General features: G+C 65.3%; 14 protein-coding genes and 1 riboswitch. Of the genes, 9 read left to right on the top strand and 5 right to left on the bottom strand.

What is annotated here, in order from left to right:
* Window positions 1-1,011 carry an N-acetyltransferase DgcN gene (gene dgcN / locus K7G82_RS21025; RefSeq protein ID WP_222991917.1) on the bottom strand — a complete coding sequence of 337 codons (1,011 nt, stop codon included), beginning with the start codon at window positions 1,009-1,011 and terminating at the stop codon, window positions 1-3.
* A gap of 214 nt (window positions 1,012-1,225) precedes the next feature.
* Here dgcN and K7G82_RS21020 point away from each other — a divergent pair, with 214 nt between their 5' ends.
* Window positions 1,226-2,668: an amino acid permease gene (locus K7G82_RS21020; protein WP_222991916.1), complete on the top strand. Its 1,443-nt coding sequence runs from the start codon at window positions 1,226-1,228 to the stop codon at window positions 2,666-2,668.
* A 37-nt stretch (window positions 2,669-2,705) separates the two neighbouring features.
* On the opposite strand, the gene K7G82_RS21015 is transcribed toward K7G82_RS21020, so the two are convergent.
* Entirely contained in the window at window positions 2,706-3,608 is a 903-nt protein-coding gene (locus K7G82_RS21015) for a MurR/RpiR family transcriptional regulator (RefSeq protein WP_222991915.1), read from the bottom strand.
* 205 nt (window positions 3,609-3,813) lie between these two features.
* Between K7G82_RS21015 and K7G82_RS21010 the strand changes: the two genes are divergently transcribed.
* The gene (locus K7G82_RS21010; protein WP_222991914.1) at window positions 3,814-6,177 is read left to right on the top strand and encodes a TonB-dependent receptor; all 2,364 of its coding nucleotides are present in this window, start codon (window positions 3,814-3,816) and stop codon (window positions 6,175-6,177) included.
* A 6-nt stretch (window positions 6,178-6,183) separates the two neighbouring features.
* On the opposite strand, the gene K7G82_RS21005 is transcribed toward K7G82_RS21010, so the two are convergent.
* Window positions 6,184-7,182 carry a ligase-associated DNA damage response exonuclease gene (locus K7G82_RS21005; protein ID WP_222991913.1) on the bottom strand — a complete coding sequence of 333 codons (999 nt, stop codon included), beginning with the start codon at window positions 7,180-7,182 and terminating at the stop codon, window positions 6,184-6,186.
* 87 nt (window positions 7,183-7,269) lie between these two features.
* Here K7G82_RS21005 and K7G82_RS21000 point away from each other — a divergent pair, with 87 nt between their 5' ends.
* From K7G82_RS21000 to K7G82_RS20985, 4 genes are all read left to right on the top strand, one after another.
* Window positions 7,270-9,660: a ligase-associated DNA damage response DEXH box helicase gene (locus K7G82_RS21000; protein ID WP_425517301.1), complete on the top strand. Its 2,391-nt coding sequence runs from the start codon at window positions 7,270-7,272 to the stop codon at window positions 9,658-9,660.
* Window positions 9,661-9,720: 60 nt separating this feature from the next.
* Window positions 9,721-11,130, top strand: coding sequence for a M20/M25/M40 family metallo-hydrolase (locus tag K7G82_RS20995; protein ID WP_222991911.1), 1,410 nt, complete (start codon window positions 9,721-9,723; stop codon window positions 11,128-11,130).
* 77 nt (window positions 11,131-11,207) lie between these two features.
* Window positions 11,208-11,531, top strand: coding sequence for a hypothetical protein (locus K7G82_RS20990; protein ID WP_222991910.1), 324 nt, complete (start codon window positions 11,208-11,210; stop codon window positions 11,529-11,531).
* Window positions 11,532-11,548: 17 nt separating this feature from the next.
* Window positions 11,549-12,118 carry a TMEM165/GDT1 family protein gene (locus K7G82_RS20985; RefSeq protein WP_222991909.1) on the top strand — a complete coding sequence of 190 codons (570 nt, stop codon included), beginning with the start codon at window positions 11,549-11,551 and terminating at the stop codon, window positions 12,116-12,118.
* On the opposite strand, the gene K7G82_RS20980 is transcribed toward K7G82_RS20985, so the two are convergent.
* Window positions 12,096-13,355, bottom strand: coding sequence for a cysteine desulfurase-like protein (locus tag K7G82_RS20980; protein WP_222991908.1), 1,260 nt, complete (start codon window positions 13,353-13,355; stop codon window positions 12,096-12,098). The genes K7G82_RS20985 and K7G82_RS20980 overlap by 23 nt on opposite strands.
* A 188-nt stretch (window positions 13,356-13,543) precedes the next feature.
* Here K7G82_RS20980 and K7G82_RS20975 point away from each other — a divergent pair, with 188 nt between their 5' ends.
* The gene (locus K7G82_RS20975; RefSeq protein WP_222991907.1) at window positions 13,544-14,041 is read left to right on the top strand and encodes a Dps family protein; all 498 of its coding nucleotides are present in this window, start codon (window positions 13,544-13,546) and stop codon (window positions 14,039-14,041) included.
* Between the two features lie 68 nt (window positions 14,042-14,109).
* A riboswitch (yybP-ykoY riboswitch) is annotated at window positions 14,110-14,228 on the top strand.
* Window positions 14,229-14,322: 94 nt separating this feature from the next.
* Window positions 14,323-14,889, top strand: a complete 567-nt coding sequence (locus K7G82_RS20970) for a TMEM165/GDT1 family protein (RefSeq protein WP_222991906.1) — start codon at window positions 14,323-14,325, stop codon at window positions 14,887-14,889.
* A 7-nt stretch (window positions 14,890-14,896) separates the two neighbouring features.
* Here K7G82_RS20970 and K7G82_RS20965 read toward each other — a convergent pair whose 3' ends face one another.
* Window positions 14,897-15,718 (bottom strand): metallophosphoesterase, encoded by an 822-nt coding sequence (locus K7G82_RS20965; protein WP_222991905.1) that lies wholly within the window; start codon window positions 15,716-15,718, stop codon window positions 14,897-14,899.
* A gap of 173 nt (window positions 15,719-15,891) precedes the next feature.
* Between K7G82_RS20965 and K7G82_RS20960 the strand changes: the two genes are divergently transcribed.
* Window positions 15,892-16,065 carry a DUF1328 family protein gene (locus K7G82_RS20960; RefSeq protein ID WP_222991904.1) on the top strand — a complete coding sequence of 58 codons (174 nt, stop codon included), beginning with the start codon at window positions 15,892-15,894 and terminating at the stop codon, window positions 16,063-16,065.
* Window positions 16,066-16,241 lie beyond the last annotated feature (176 nt).

The raw sequence follows: 16,241 nt of genomic DNA, 5'->3' as shown, positions 1-16,241 counted from the left end.
CTAGTCGAAGGTGGCGGCGACATGCGCGACGAGCGCGTCGGCCCCGGTCGCCACGGGATCGAAACAGGGAAGTCCGAAGCGATCGCCGATGGCCTGCAAATAGGCGGCCCGCTCTTCCACCGGCAGCGCCGACGTATTGACGCTGATGCCCGCGCAGCGGACCGCCGGGTTGGTGCGGCGCGCCAGTTCCAGATTGGCTTCGATGCATTCGGCCAATTCGGGCAGCGGGAAATCCGGATATCCGTCCACATGCGTGCGGCCCGCCGCGTGGCAGAGAATGATCGCGTCGGGCTGTGAACCGTGGAGCAGGCCAAGCGCGACGCCCGCATAGGCGGGATGGAACAGCGAACCCTGCCCTTCGATCACGTCCCAGTGATCGGCATCATTGTCGGGCGACAGGCTCTCCGCCGCGCCCGCGACGAAATCGGACACGATCGCATCGATCGGCACGCCCTCGCCCGCGATCAATATGCCGGTTTGCCCGGTGGCGCGGAAGGTCGCCTTCCCGCCGCTTTCCGTCAGCGCGCGCGCGATAGCGAGCGCCGTGTATTTCTTGCCCACCGCGCAATCGGTGCCGACCATCAGCATCCGCCGGCCGGTGCGCTTTCGGCCGGTGCCGACCGGAAAGGACCGGCCCGGCACGCGGACGTCGAACAAGGATGCGCCCGACCGCTCCGCCGCCGCGGCGATTTCGGGAACGGTGCCGAGCCGCCGGTGCATGCCGCTCGCGACATTGAGCCCGGCATCGAGCGCGGCCGTGATCGGCGCGATCCAGCTATCGGCGATGGCGCCGCCAAAGGGCGTGACGCCGATCACCAGCGTCCGCGCGCCAGCGGCCAGGGCCTGTTCGAAATCCATGTCCTCCAGGCCCAGATCGACGCCGCAGGAGGGCAGCCGCCACTGGCCGGCGCACCGCTCCGGCGCCCAGTCGAGCAGTCCGCACGCCGTCTTCGCATCGAGCCGATCGGCGACATCGCCCAGGAACAACAGATATTTTCCGGGGATGATCATCTCGGCGCGGTCTTTCCTGCTGCGAATGGGCACATGTCGTCCGCATGGCAGCGAACGGCTTGATAGTTATAAATATCACTCTAGAAGTCAACTGACATAAATTTAACATCATCGGCCGACCGATGACGACGCGCTGGAGACGACGCTTGAAAAGCCTGCCCAACCCACCCCTGCCCCGTCGATCACGGACCCGCGATTGCGGAACGGCGCGCGCATGACCCCGTTCGCACGCAAGACCGTCGCCGCGCTCCAGGCGAGCGCGGACAGGAAAGACACGAAACTGTCATCCGATATCGGGCTGTTCGCGCTGATCTGCTTCGGCGTCGGCAGCACCGTCGGCGCCGGCATCTTCATCCTGACTGGCACCGTCGCCGCGCAGCATTCGGGGCCGGCGGTCGCGCTGTCCTTTCTGATCGCCAGCGGCGTCTGCCTGCTGGCCGGGTTATGCTATGCCGAGCTCGCCGCGATGATGCCGGTGGCGGGCAGCGCCTATTCCTACACCTATGCATCGATGGGGGAGGCGGCCGCCTGGTCGGTGGGCTGGTGCCTGGTGCTCGAATATCTCTTTGCCGGCGCGCTCGTCGCGATCGGCTGGTCGGCTTATACCCAGTCGGTGCTGCACGATATCGGGCTGGGCATTCCGGCCATGTTCGCGCAGGCGCCGTTCACCATCTCGGCGGACCGCAATCTGGTGGCGACGGGGTCGATCGTCGACCTGCCCGCGGTGCTGCTGACGATCTTCTGCACCGCGATGCTGCTGCGCGGCACCGAATTCTCGGCGCGGATCAACACGCTGATCGTCGTCGCCAAGATCGGCGCGATGCTGCTCGTCGTGCTGACCGGTTTCGCGTTCGTGGACCAGGCCAACTGGTCGCCCTTCGTTCCGCCCAATGAGGGCGTGTTCGGCCAGTTCGGCTGGTCGGGCGTCATGCAGGGCGCGGGCGTGCTGTTCTTCGCCTATGTCGGCTTCGACGCGGTTTCCACGCTGGCGCAGGACGTCCGCGATCCGCAGCGCACCGTTCCCCGCGCCCTGCTCGCCTCGGTCGGCGTGACGACCTTGCTCTACGCGCTTGTCGGGCTCGTGATCACGGGGCTGGTCAGCTATCGCCTGCTCGACGTTCCCGATCCCGTCTATGTCGCGCTCAACGCCGCCGGGCCGGGGCTCGCCTGGACCAAGGTGATCGTGGGCTTCGTCGCGATCGCCGGGCTGGTTTCGGTGCTGCTCGTCAGCATCCTCGGTCAGGTCCGCATCTTCTATGCGATGGGGCGTGACGGCCTGTTGCCGGCGGCCTTCACGCGCGTGCGCGGCCGATCGCACATTCCCGTCGCCGGAACGCTGGTGACCGGCGTGATCGCATCGATCGCGGCGGGCGTGCTGCCGCTGAGCCTGCTCAGCGAACTCATCTCGATGGGTACATTGTTCGCGTTCGTGATGGTCGCGGCAAGCGTGATCGTCCTGCGGCGACGCGAACCCGATGTGTCGCGCCCGTTCCAGGTTCCGCTCTACCCCTGGACGCCGCTGCTCAGCATCGCGGCCTGCCTGTATCTGATGTGGAGCCTGCCGTTGGACACCTGGGTCCGGCTCGTCATCTGGCTGGCGATCGGCGGCGGCGTCTATTGGCTCTATGGCCTGGCGCGAAAAGGCAAACCCGCCTGAAGCAAACCGGCGCGAAGCAGGGAACGGCCAATCCACGTCATGATTTGCCGGCCCTGCGCGCCGCCGGGCTGCCGACATGGCCGGTATAGGATTGGTAGAGTTCGGACAGGCGCTCCAGCCGCTCTTCCACCGGGGCGCCCAGTTCGCCGATCACGTCGTTGACGAGCAGATTGACGACGCAACCGAGCGAGACCTGAGAACTCCAGAACAGCTCGACCTCGGTCGACACCGCGATGATGTGGCTGGTGAACTTGCGGATCCAGTCGCAGAATTTGTCGGTGAGCATCACGACGGGAATGCCGCCGTGATTGGCCCTGGCCGCCAGGTCATAAGCCTGTTCCGAATAGCGTCGCATATCGACAAGGACGAGGCAGCGCCCCTCGGGATCGCCCGCGAAGATCTCGTGGTAATTGCCCGCCGTCATGTCGACGATGCTGACCCCGTCACGCGCATATTGCAGCAGATGCGCCAGCGTGATCGCGACCCCGCGCTCGGTCTGGAAGCCCGCGACATGCACGTGCCGGCTGTGCGCCAGAAGCGCCACCACGTCCTTCCAGGTCTCGGTTTCAGCCAAGCCATAGACTTCGATGATACCGGCCAGCTCAAGTTCTAGGCTGCGTTTGGTGCGGTTGCTCTCGCCGCGCGCGCCGACGAACTCGGTCACCTGATCGCCGACCAGCCAGGGCACGCCCGACATGGTGGTGCGCAGCCCCGCCTTCAGATCCTTGAAATGGCGATAGCCCATCTTGCGTGAGAACCGGCCGACGGTGATCGCGCTCACCTCCAGCTTGTCGGCGATCGAATTGGCGGTTTCGAACGCGATGCCGCCGCGATTGGTGAGGATGAAATTGGCGATCGTCCGTTCGGCGGGCGTGAAGCCGTCAAGACTGTCCTCAAGCCGCTGCAGCAGATCGTGGGACGTATCGGTTTCATCTGCCACGGATCGTCTCTCCCCGGATTCCTTATCTTCGCAAGTCCTAGAGCCTGATCGGCCGGGGAGGAAGCCCGCCCCCCCGGCGCCCGCGAAACCGATGTTACATAACTATCACATATTGACATAATGGTATATTTATACCCTAATAACACGCGCTGACAGGATTCGAACAGACCGGGGCAGGCCCCGGCATCGAAAAAGGGGAGAGAGCATGAGAAACGGGCGGAACATTCAACGGACGATCGCGGCGGCGCTGGCGTCGGCGGCATCGATCGTCGTGGCGGCGAGCCCGGGCTTCGCGCAGACCGGCGCGAATCCCGGACAGAACGGCGCGGCGAACGAGGCGCCCCAGGCGGCCGACGAGATCGTCGTGACGGCGACCCGCAGAGCCGAAACGGTGCGCGACGTGCCGTTCAACATCCAGGCAATCTCGGCGGACACGCTGGAGAAGACCGGCGCGACAGACCTCACCGATTTCGCGCGCACCGTGCCCGGGCTCTCGATGAACGACTATGGCCCCTCGGGCGGCGCCAAGCTGGTGCTGCGCGGCCTCAGAACGGGCAGCGAGGCGGGTCTGGCGCCGACGACGACAGTCTATGTCGACGAAGTGCAGGTCGACATGCCCTATCGCGGCACCCCGCTGGACCTGAAACTGCTCGACATCGAGCGCGTCGAGGTGCTGCGCGGCCCCCAGGGCACGTTGTTCGGCGGCGGCGCGATCGGCGGTACGCTGCGCTACATTTCGAAAAAGCCCGATACCACGAAGTTCGAAGGCAGCGTGGGCGGCGAACTTTCGACGACGCGCCACGGTGGCGCCAATTACAACCTGACCGGCATGATCAACGTGCCCGTCAACGACTGGATCGCGATCCGCGCCAATCTGGGCCGCTTCGACAATGACGGCTTCATCGACAATGTCCGGACGGGGGCCAAGAACGTCAATGACGACCGGACGACGTCCGGCCGCATCGCTGTGCTGATGAAACCGGTCGACGATCTGGAAGTCAGCCTCACTTATTATCGCCAGACCGCGCGGTACGGCGAATCCGTCCTGCAGCGCGAAAGCCAGCCCCGGCTGACCGTCGACTATATCCACCCGGGCATCACCCGCTATCGGGCGCAACTCGCCAACCTCACGCTCGCCTATGATTTCGGCTGGGCGAAGCTGACGTCGAGCTCCTCCTATATCGACGAGAAGCACGATTCCTCGAATGACGGCACTTTCGGCATCCGCGATTCGATCTTCGGCAGCTTCCTCGATCCCGACGATATTCCGGAATTCACCGAATATTCGGTGCGCCGCGCGCGATCGCACGCCTTCACCCAGGAGGTCCGGCTGGTCTCCGCATCGGACGGCCCGTTCAACTGGATCATCGGCGGCTATTACAACAAGGAACGCACCGGCGAGAACGACCAGGAATTCGTGCCTATCCCCTTCCCGGGGCAGGCCGCTTTCGAACAGAACATCATTGGAGCCAAGATCAACGACAACAAGGAATATAACTACGCCTATACCGATCGTTCGCGGCAATATGCGGTGTTCGGGGAACTCAAATACCAATTCACCGACGCCTGGCAGGCTTCAGTCGGCGGACGCTATTTCGACGTACGCGGCGATGGTGAATTCTACGCGATCGACCAATGGTTCGGCCGCAATGCGCGCGACGCGAACGGACTGGCGCGCACCGTGCCCTATGCGGACGAATTCTCCTACGGCAGCAACCATGAGAAGGGCACCGTCTGGCGCTTCAACACCTCATACAAGCTCGGCGCCGGCCTTATCTACGCGACGATCGCTCAGGGATTCCGGCCGGGCGGCTTCAACCGCCTGACCCCCAATACCGGCGTTCCGCCCGAAGGATATCAGTTCAATTCGGACGACCTGATCAGCTACGAGCTCGGCGGCAAATTCTCCTTCGCGCAGAACCGGATCTATGTGAGTTCGGCGCTGTTCCGGATCGACTGGTCGGACATCCAGACCACCGTCCGCACCCCGATCGGCTTTTCCTATCAGGGCAATGCCGGCAAGGCGGTCTCGCAGGGTATCGAAATCGAACTCAATGCGCGCGACATCCTGACGCGCGGCCTCTCGTTCAACCTGGGCTATAGCTATACCGACGCCAAATTGACCGAGTCGATCGAACGCATCGGCTTCAAGGGCGAGCGGATGCCGCTGGTGCCGCGCCACGCATTGTCATTGATGGCGGATTACAGCACCGAACTCAGCGGTGGCCTGAAGGCCGGAATGAACTGGCTGACCAGCTATACCAGCGGCAGCTATGCCGATTTCGGCCGCTTCCAGCCGGTGCGCGGCACGACGGCCGGCTCGCTGATTCCCTCCACCACTGTCAATCGGCAATATCTGCCGATCGCCGGCTATTGGCTGTCCAGCCTTTCGCTGCGCCTGGAAGGGGATAGCTGGAGCGCTCGCATCTTCGCGGACAATCTGTTCGATGCGCGTTTCAAGACGTCGCGAAGCTTCACCTTCGCCAACAGCAATTTCGCGACGTCGGATGTCACCTATTACGCCAATCGTCCGCGCACGATCGGCATCGGGCTGACCAAGCGCTTCTGATCCCCCTCAGTCATCCTCGTCTTCATAACCCGCCAGATCGAGCGCCCGCGCCTTGATCTGGCGGGTTTCGCACCAATGGACCAGCGCATCCTCCCGCCCATGCGTCACCCAGACTTCCCGAGGCGCAATCTCGGTCAGGGTGCGGGTCAGTTCGTCCCAATCGGCATGGTCGGACAGGATGATCGGCAGCTCCACATTGCGCTGCACCCCGCGCTGGCGCACGCGCATCCAGCCCGACGCCATCGCGGTGATCGGATCGGGCAGGCGCCGCGACCAGCGATCGTTGAGCGCGGAGGGCGGCGCCAGGATGATCGCGCCCTTCATCTCCTCCTTGCTCGCATCGCTCGCAGGGCGCAGATCGCCCAGCTCCACGCCATGTTCGACATAAAGGTCGCACAGCCGCTGGAGCGCGCCATGGATATAGATCGGATCGCCATGGCCCATCGCGCGCAGCTCCGCGATGACGCGTTGCGCCTTGCCCAGGGCATAGGCGCCGACCAGCACCGATCGATCGGGATTGGCGCGCAGGGCGGTGAGCAGCTTGTCGATCTCGTCACGCGTCTCGGGATGGCGGAACACCGGCAGGCCGAATGTCGCCTCGGTGATGAAGACGTCGCATGCGACGGGTTCGAAGCCGGCGCAGGTCGGATCCGGGCGACGCTTGTAGTCGCCCGAGACGACGATGCGCTCGCCGGCATGATCGAGCACGATCTGCGCCGATCCCAGCACATGACCCGCCGGCACGAAACCGACCTCGACATCGCCCAGGACCAGCGTTTCGCCATATTGCACGGGAATGCCATGCTGGGGGCCATAGCGGCATTCCATGATCGCCAGCGTCTCCGGCGTCGCCCAGACCTGGCCGTGCCCGCCGCGTGCATGATCGGCATGGCCATGGGTGATCAACGCACGCGCGACCGGACGTGACGGATCGACCCAGATGTCCGCGGCGGGGATATGAATGCCGTGCGGGTGCGGCGCGATCCAGTTACCGAGTCTGGCCATAGGCCCTATATAGGGCATAATGGCCGAAACTTCCCGTCCCTCCATCATCCCCGCCGGGCGGAAAGCGGATTGAAGCGGTTGCCCGCCATCCTCGAACGATGGTTCGACGAAAGGGGCTGGGCGCCGCGCCGCCATCAGCGCGACATGCTGGCGGCAGCCCAGGCCGGCCGCCACGCGTTGCTCGTCGCGCCGACCGGCGCGGGCAAGACGCTCTCGGGCTTCCTGCCAACATTGGCCGATCTGATCGATGCACCCATGGACGGGCTGCATACGCTCTATATCTCGCCGCTCAAGGCGCTGGCGGTGGACGTGCAGCGCAATCTGCTGACGCCGATCGCGGAGATGGGGCTCGACATCCGCGTCGAGACGCGGACGGGCGACACGCCGTCCGACCGCAAAGCGCGACAGCGCGCCCGTCCGCCGCAAATCCTGCTCACCACGCCTGAATCGCTGAGCCTGTTGCTGTCCTATCCGGACAGCATGCTGATGTTCGAAGGCCTGAAAACGGTGGTGATCGACGAGGTTCACGCCTTCGCCACCACCAAGCGCGGCGACCTGCTCTCGCTCTCGCTCTCGCGGCTGCAAAGGCTGGCGCCGGGTTTCCGCCGCGTCGCCCTGTCCGCGACGGTCGCGGATCCCGACGGCTATCGCGCCTGGCTGGCGCCGCATGGCGATATCGACATGGTCCAAAAGGTGATCGGCGAACCCGGCGCCGAACCCGATATCTCGATCCTGCTGCCCGAGGACCGCGTGCCCTGGTCCGGCCATTCGGGGCGCTATGCGTCCCCGCAGGTGATGGCCGAGATCGAAACGCACAACACCACGCTCGTCTTCTGCAACACGCGCAGCCTGGCAGAACTGATCTTCCAGGATCTGTGGAAGGCCAATGAGCTGAAGCTGCCGATCGGCATCCATCACGGCAGCCTGGCGCGCGAGGCACGGCGCAAGGTGGAAGCGGCGATGGCCGACGGCAAGTTGCGCGCGCTGGTCGCGACCGCGAGCCTGGACCTCGGCGTCGATTGGGGCGATGTCGATTGCGTCGTCCAGATGGGGGCGCCCAAGGGCTCCTCGCGGCTGCTCCAGCGGATCGGCCGCGCCAACCACCGGCTCGACGAACCGTCCGAAGCGGTGCTCGTGCCCGGCAACCGTTTCGAATATCTGGAGGCGCGCGCGGCGCTCGACGCGGTCGATGCCGGAGAGCTCGATCCGGATGTCTTCCGCCCCGGCGCGCTCGACGTGCTGGCCCAGCATGTCATGGCCTGCGCCTGCGCCGCGCCGTTCGACGAGGCCGCAATGCTCGACGAGGTGCGATCCGCGCTTCCCTATTCGGCGCTCGACGAAGCGACCTTCGCGCGCGTGCTCGGCTTCATCGCGGATGGCGGCTATGCGCTGCGCGCCTATGATCGCTTCAAGCGGCTGACGCACGGCCATGACGGGCTGTGGCGCGTCTCGCATCCCGATTTCGTCAAGCAGCACCGGCTGAACGCCGGCATCATCGTCGATGCCGAAACGCTCGATGTGCGGTTCAGGAACGGCCGCAAGCTCGGTTCGGTCGAGGAATATTTCGCCTCCACCCTCTCGCCCGGCGACACCTTCTTCTTCGCCGGCCTCAGCCTGCAGGTCGAGCGGATGGACACGACCGACCTGATCGTCCGCGCGACCACCAGATCGGCGCGGGTGCCGAGCTATATGGGCGCGCGCATGGCGCTTTCAACCAATCTGGCGCGGCGCGTGCGCGGCTTCCTGCACGATCGCACCGCATGGAGCCGCTTTCCCAACGATGTCCGTGAATGGCTGGAGGTGCAGGATTATCGATCGATCCTGCCCGGCCCCGATCAGTTGCTGATCGAGACCTTCCCGCACGAAGGCCGGCATTACATGGTCGCCTACAGCTTCGCGGGCTGGAACGCCCACCAGTCGCTGGGCATGCTCGTCACCAAACGCATGGAGACTTTGGGGCTCAAGCCGATCGGTTTCGTCGCCAACGACTATGCCTTCGCCACCTTCGGACTCGAGCCCGTCACCGATCCGGCGCCGCTCTTCTCCCCCGACATATTGGAGGACGAGTTCGTCGAATGGGTGCAGGGATCGCACCTGTTGAAACGCGCCTTTCGCGAGGTCGCGGTGATCGGCGGCCTTGTCGAGCGCCAGCACCCCGGCAAGAAGAAGACGGGCAAGCAGGTCACCTTTTCCACCGACCTGATCTACGACGTGCTGCGCCGCTACGAGCCCGATCATCTGCTGCTGCGCGCCGCCTGGGAAGATGCGCGCGCGCGCGTCACCGATGTCGGACGGCTGGCCGATCTGCTGGACGGCGCCCAAGACGCGATGGTCCATGTCGACCTGCCGCGCGTGACGCCGCTGGCCGTGCCCGTGCTCGTCATGATCGGGCGCGAACATGTGCCGCAGGGCACTGTCGACGACGAATTGCTGGTCGAGGCAGAAGCGCTGGCGGCGCAGGCGATGCGCCCCGATTGAACGATTGCGCTCCCTGCAGATCTGCGATCTAGTCGCGCCTTCCGTTCACGGGGGTCCGCGATGCGCGCTTTTGTCCTGTCCTGCCTTGGTCTTGCCCTTTCCACCCAGCCGCTCGCCGCCCAGGGCACGCTTCGCCCCGATCAGGTGAAATTCCGCGATCTCTACAAGGAGCTGGTCGAAACCAACACGACGCTCTCCGTCGGAAGCTGCACGCTCGCAGCGGAGAAGATGTCGGCGCGGCTCAAGGCAGCGGGTTACACCGATCAGGACATCACGCTGTTCGCGACGCCCGAACACCCCAAGGAAGGCGGGCTGGTCGCGGTGCTGAAGGGCAGCGACCCCAGGCTGAAGCCAATGCTGCTGCTCGCGCATATCGACGTGGTGGAGGCCAAGCGCGAGGACTGGACGCGCGATCCCTTCGTGATGGTCGAGGAGAATGGCTATTATTACGCGCGCGGTACCGCCGACGACAAGGCGATGGCCGCGATGTGGACCGACAGCCTGATCCGCTTCAAGGAAAGCGGATACAAACCGAAACGCACCATCAAGGTCGCGCTCACCTGCGGCGAGGAGACGACCTATGCCTTCAACGGCGCGCAGTGGCTGGCGCAGAACCGGCCCGAGCTGATCGCCGCCGAGTTCGCGCTGAACGAAGGCGGCGGCGGCGATACCGATGGCAAGGGCAAACTGGTCAGCCAATCGATGCAGGTCGGCGAAAAGGCGGTGCAGAATTTCCGCATCGAGGCGACCAATCCCGGCGGGCACAGCTCGATCCCGGTGCGCGACAATGCGATCTACGATCTGGCGGACGCGCTGGCGAAGATCCGCACCTATGAATTTCCCGCGCAATTGACCGACACCACCCGCGCCTATTTCCAGGCGGTCGGCAAGGCGAAGGGTGGCGAGGAAGGTGCTGCGCTGATCGCGATCGCCGCCAATCCCGATGACAAGGCGGCCGACGCCATCGTATCGAAGGACCGTATCTATCATTCGATGCTGCGCACCACCTGTGTCGCGACATTGGTCGATGGCGGCCATGCCAACAACGCGCTGCCGCAACGCGCCGGCGCGAACATCAACTGCCGCATCTTCCCAAGCCGTTCGATCGAGGAAACGCGGGCCGCGCTCATTTCCGTGATCGGCAATCCCGGGATGACGGTCACCGTGGTCCCGCCGATCCGGCCAGCCGCCGTGCCGCCGCCGCTCGATCCGAAGATCATGGGGCCGGCGACGAAGCTCGCCGCCAAATATTTCCCCGGCGTGCCCGTCGTGCCCGTGATGTCGACGGGCGGAACCGACGGCATCTTCCTGGGCGCGATCGGCATTCCCGTCTATGGTGTGCCCGGCCCCTGGGGCGACCCGGACGGCAATGGCGCACACGGCCTGAACGAGCGGATGGAAGTAAAATCGGTGATGGTCGGCCGCGACTATCTCCACGATCTGGTGATGGCCTATGCAGACGGCAAATAGCCCGCGAGAAACGACTGCAACCAATATTTAACCATGTCGGCGCATCCTGATCTCCGAAGCGGAAACAGGGGGCCGAAATGGGCATCGCCGTCGAAGCCATGATGCAGGTGCGCGGGGGATTGTGCGACCGGATCGACCGGATCGCGAACGAGCTTCCGCATCTGACGCTCGATCAACTCTGCAACGGGGTGGACGATATCCGCCGCACCGCGCTCGACCACGGCCTCGATCCGCTGGCACAGCTCGCGCGCGGGCTGGAAGCGGCGCTGGCCGATGCCGGGCGTGGCGCGATGGTGCTGCCCTGGCTCGATACCATGCGCGACGCCGTCGGCTGCGAACGGCTCGATGCCGAAGCCGGCGCGATCTACCTCGCCGCGATCAACGTTCGCATGGCCGGCTGAAGCCGACCGGCTGATCGATGGAAGCCCTGCTGTCCGCCTTGCTCGCGGCCGCGCTGGCCGAGCTGGGCGACAAGACCCAGTGGCTCGCGCTCGCGCTCGCGATCCGGTTCCGCGATCAGGGCAGTGCCGTGCTCTTGGGGATCGCGCTGGCGGGACTCGTCAACGCCGCGATCGCCAGCGCGGCCGGCGCCGCGATCGGCACCATGCTCACCCGCGAGGCGGCAACATTGATGCTGGCGTTCGCGCTGGTTTCGGCGGGCATCACCATGGTGCTCAAGGCCAGGCCCGCGCCGGGCCTTGACGGGTGGCGCATCGGCGCCTTCCTGACCAGCTTCGCCGCCTTCGGCATCGCCGAACTGGGCGACAAGACGCAGTTCCTGACCTTCGCGATCGCGACGCGCACGGGCATGCCGATCCTGACGGCGGCGGGGGCGGCGGCTGGCGTGTTCGCGATGAGCGCGCTCGCGGTGGCGGGTGGCCGCGCCGCGCTCGACGCGCTGCCGCTGGGCGTGCTCCGCCGCGTCGGCGCCGCGCTGTTCCTGCTGCTGGGCGCGATCGCCGCGGTCAGCGCGCTGAGGCTGACCTGACGATCCGGGTCAACACGTCGACGACACGATCGACCTCGTCCACCGTGTTGTAATGGCATAGCCCAAGGCGAAGCAGCCCGCCGCTTTCGGCGAGGCCGAGCCGGGCGATCGCTTCCACCGCATAGAAATTGCCCGCCCATGCGAAGATGTCATGCGCGGCCAGGGCTTCGGACAGGGCATGCGGATCATGGCCGGCGATGGTGACGCCGAAGGTCGGCACGCGCCCCCTGACGGTCGGTGGCCCCCACAGCTTCAGCCCGTCGATCGTGCCGAGCCCGGCCAACAGCCGCTCGCCGAGCGCATCCTCATAGGCATGGCAGCCGAGCATCGCGGCGCGCAGCCGCTCGCGCCGCGTGGCGTCGTCGGGTGCGAAACGCGCGCCCAGCGTTTCGAGATAGTCGATCGTCCCCAGCACCGCGGCCTGCCCCTCGAACGAGGGCGTGCCAGTTTCGAAGCGCCGCGCCGACGGATGGATCGATGCCGGGCGCACCTTATAGGCCTGGATCCGTTCGAGCAGTTCATCCCTGCCCCACAGCACGCCCTGGTGCGGACCGAAGAATTTATAGGGCGAGCAGACGAGCAGATCGCAGCCGAGCGCACGAACGTCGGTCACGACATGCGGCACCGACTGAACAGCATCGACGAACACCAGCGCATCGCAATGCGCGCGGACGATCCGCACGATCGCCTCGACATCGTTAAGCGTGCCGATCGCGTTGCTCGCGCCGCCGACCGCGACCAGCCGCGTGCGCGGCCCCAATATCTCCGGCAGCGCATCGATCCGCAGCAGGCCCGTTTCCGGATCGAGATCGATCCAGCGCACCGTCATGCCGCGATCCTGCGCCACCATCAGCCAGGGCGTGACATTGGCGTCGTGATCGAGCCGGGTGACGACCAGCTCATCGCCTTCCCGCCAGTCGCGCGACACGGCCCGCGAGACCGCGAAGGTCAGCGTCGTCATATTGGGCCCGAACGCGATCTCGTCGGGCGAGCCGCCGAGCAGGTCCGCCATCGCGGCATGCGCCGCCTCGCTCATCGCATCGGTTTCGACCGAGGTGCGGAACGCGCCGCCGCTATTGGCCGTGCCCGCTTCCAGATGCCGCACCATCGCCGCGAGCGCGGGCGCGCAGATCTGGGTTCCGCCCGGGCCATCGAGATAGATGGGCGCGCCTTCGGCCCCCTTTGCCGCAAGCGCGGGAAACTGGGCTCGCACATCGTCGATGGGAAAGGCGGTCATGAGGTTCTCCGGATATGATCGACCGGCCTCTACATCAGCGATCACCTGCCATAAAGATTCCCCGTCGATCGATATAATCGATCACCGAAAGCGAATTTTTCCGGGCCCTTACACCAAAAGAGCTGCGACTTTTTCCCCGCTCTTTCGTTATGCTTCCGACTCGAAATCGAACACCCAAGGAGGACATCATGGCCAAGGGCGGCAAAGCGAAACTGAAGACCCCCACCGATATCGGCAGCAACGCCGCGAAGACCGTCGCGGATGCGCTGAACGGCATCCTCGCCGACAGCTATGCGCTGTACATCAAGACCAAGAATTTCCACTGGCACGTCTCGGGCCCGCATTTCCGCGACTATCACCTGATGCTCGACGAGCAGGCGACGCAGATCCTGGCCACCACCGACGAGATCGCCGAACGCGTGCGCAAGACCGGCAACACCACGCTGCGCTCGATCGGCGACATCGCCCGTCGCCAGTCGATCAAGGACAATGACGACGAATTCGTCTCCGCGGCGAACATGCTGGCCGAACTGCGCGAGGACAATCTGGCCCTGGTCGCCAGCCTGCGCGAGGCCAAGGACATCGTCGACGAGGCCAAGGACAATGCGACCTCGGGCATTCTCGACGACTGGACCGATCAGGCGGAACAGCGCGCCTGGTTCCTGTTCGAAGCCAGCCGGACCTGATTCCGCACTTCCGATTGAAGCACCGGATGGGGCGGGCCGTTGACGGTCCGCCCGTCTCATTATAGAGCCTCCCGGTCATCCGGGGAGTAGCCGGCCGCGCCAGCCCATCGGGCAAAGGCACGGATGCCGCGTCAACATACTTGGCCGAGAGGCCATGGCGCGGCGAATCCCAGCCCGGGCTGGGATCGGCAAGACCGATGACGCCTGACCTCCGCACATGCCGGGCGGGGTGGTCATGCGTCGTTGGTAGTGCCTTCCGTCCGGCCGGAGTCTCGTTTCCCATGGAAGTCCTGCTTTCCTCGACGCTGCTGGTCGCCTTCGCCGAGATCGGCGACAAGACCATGCTGCTCGCCATCGTGCTCGCCTGCCGGTTCCGCCGGCCATGGCCGATCGTCGCCGGTATCCTTGCCGCCACCATCGTCAATCATGCGCTGGCGGCATGGGCCGGTGCCGCCATCGCCGGCCTGCTCGACGGCTATTGGTTCCGCATGGCGGTGGCACTCGGATTCATCGCGATGGCGGCATGGACGCTGGTGCCCGATTCGATCGATGAGGAAGAAGCCGAGCCCAAATCCGGCTATGGCGCGTTCCTGACCACCACCATTGCCTTTTTCTTCGCCGAGATGGGCGACAAGACGCAGATCGCGACCGTCGCGCTCGGCGCACAATATCAGGCGGTGGCGCTGGTCGCGATGGGCACGACATTGGGCATGATGATCGCGAACGTCCCCGCCGTCTTCCTGGGCGATCGCATCACCCGCGTCCTGCCGATGGCCGCGATCCGCATCGCCGCCGCCACGATCTTCGCGATCCTCGGCATCTGGGCGCTGCTCGATCTGTTCGGCTGACTCACCTTCATGGACCAAGCGTGACGATCCAGAGATCGGGAGGTACGCCGTAGCGCAGCGGCACGACGCTGGTGCCGAGGCCCGCCGTCACCATGATCGTACGTCCCGCTTCCTCGATCCGGCCGCAGGCATAGCGTTCGCCATAGCGTGATGCCGTGGAGATGCGGCCGATCAGCGGCAGGCGGATCTGGCCGCAATGGGTGTGCCCCGCCAGCACCAGCGGGATGTGCGCGGGCAGCAGCGGAACCACGTCCGGACTGTGGCTGAGGACGAGTCGCGGCCCGGGCGATGCATCCATCGCGCGGATGGTCTTCGCGACATCGGCGTTGCGCGTGATCTCGTCGTCGATCCCGCCGATCGTCAACGGCCCGCGCCGGACGGCCTGGTTGGTGAGCAGGGTGACGCCGGTCGCGGGTATCGCGCGGCGGAAGGCGGCGGTGTCGCGGGCATGATCGTGATTCCCGAGCACCGCGATCACGCCCAGCGGCGCACGCAACCCGCGAAACGGCGCCACCGCAGCCTCGACGGCATAGTGCCGCGTGGCGAAGGGTTTGTCGCTCACCAGATCGCCCGCGATCAGCACGATATCGGGGGAAAGCGCGTTCACCTGCCCAATGATCCGCGCGAGCCGCTCGGGCGGCATATCCGGCCCGGCGACATGGAGATCGGACATCAGCACCGCCCGGATCGGCGTCTGGCCCGCCGGCCATTCGGGCAGCGACACATAGGTGGAGCGTATGATCGGATCACGCGTCGCCTGCCAATAGCCGGACGCGATCAGCCCGATTCCGATCAGGACGAGCAGGATCAGGGCGAGACGGAGTTTCATCAACGCCGCTTCCTAGAGATCCGGTTCGGATTGAACCGGATCGACTCCGAATGTTCGTTTGTTTGCCATGATTTCCAAGCCGGCAGGAGAGTCCACCTGTCTCGAAATCACTCTAACGGAACCGTCGGGCGAGGCAATTTGTTGATCATGTCTGCACCGAAAGGAGACGGAAAATGCTCAAGGCTGCCCTTATCTTCCTCGTCGCCGGTCTGGTTCTCGGCGCGCTCGGCTTTGGCGGGATCGGCGGCGCGTTCGTCGGCATCGCCAAGATCCTGTTCTTCGTCGCCATCGCCGTCTTCCTGATCTTCCTGGTCCTTGGCCTGACGGCCGTGAAGAAAGTCACCTGAATGCGAATGCGCGCGGCGCGATGGCGTCAGCGCGCATTCGCGCCCACAGTGATTTCGAGGCAGGTGGACTCACCTGCCGGCTTGGAAATCATGGCAAACAAACGAACATTCGGAGTCGAGGCGGGGGACAACGCCACCCCCACCCGCACTAAATGTTGGGGAACCGAACCCCCCGC

The sequence above is a fragment of the Sphingomonas colocasiae genome, assembly GCF_019880585.1.
Taxonomy (GTDB): Bacteria; Pseudomonadota; Alphaproteobacteria; order Sphingomonadales; family Sphingomonadaceae; genus Sphingobium_A; species Sphingobium_A colocasiae.
Note: the sequence above shows the minus strand (reverse complement) of the source record. Positions and strands in the feature narration are given on the sequence as shown.